This is a genomic window from Vibrio sp. 1562, assembly GCF_033340155.1.
GTDB classification, from domain to species: domain Bacteria; phylum Pseudomonadota; class Gammaproteobacteria; order Enterobacterales; family Vibrionaceae; genus Vibrio; species Vibrio alginolyticus.
In genome coordinates this window covers 1-715 of record NZ_JAWOVY010000318.1, presented here as the reverse complement: position 1 = coordinate 715, position 715 = coordinate 1, and the positions used below count along the sequence as shown (strand labels likewise).

Annotated in this window: 2 pseudogenes; both read right to left on the bottom strand. The window is 49.9% G+C overall.

The annotated features are described in order from the left end of the window. A pseudogene (locus R7Z49_RS24930) lies at positions 1 to 461 on the bottom strand (propeptide, peptidase); the annotation flags it as partial. A 12-nt stretch (positions 462 to 473) separates the two neighbouring features. After that, positions 474 to 715, bottom strand: a pseudogene (locus R7Z49_RS24925) (TonB-dependent receptor); the annotation flags it as partial.

The following is a 715-nucleotide window of genomic DNA, read 5'->3' as shown; positions in this document are numbered from 1 at the left end:
GCAGCTTGTTGCTGCATCGTACGTAAATCAGGATCAAACACTGAGACGGGAACCGTCACTAACTCACCGGAGCTCAACGCTGGCGGCTCGGTCACTTCCAATCGAACAGGCAATTCCAGTTCTGCGGCTGGCATCGCCTCGCCATTACGAATAACCGTATCTTCAAGGCTTTTGAAAATACGCTCGATTTGGCGGTCTTGGTTAGTCGACAACACAATGGTGCGTTGCGGTTGATACTGACCATCGACCCACACATCAAAGGTGTAATGATCTCCAAGCTGAGAACGGGTCTGATAGCGAAACTTGAGTTCGCCAGCGCTAGCGTAATTGTCTTGTAAGTAGCGTAGCGCTTCGGCTTGCCTCGTGACCGTAATAGCCGCGCTAGGGTAATCCCACTGCGCTGCGTTCGTCACTTGAACGCCTGCCAACGCAAGAGAAAGCGCTAAAAGTTTGAGTTTCATGCTGAGCTCCTACTAAAAGATGTACTTCGCGTTAACCGTAAAGTAACGACCTGGTTCCGTTGAGTAGCGTTTGCTCTCATCAGCTATGCCAGCAACGTCTTGGTAACGAATGTATTCTTTGTCGAACAGGTTGATGATGTTTGCGCTAACACGAAGGTCTTTGGAAACGTGGTAAGTTGCGCCAATATCAAACGTATTCCACGCACTTGTCTGCGCGCAATCTGTCGCTAGACCAAGCGTGGTCTGGCATTTAG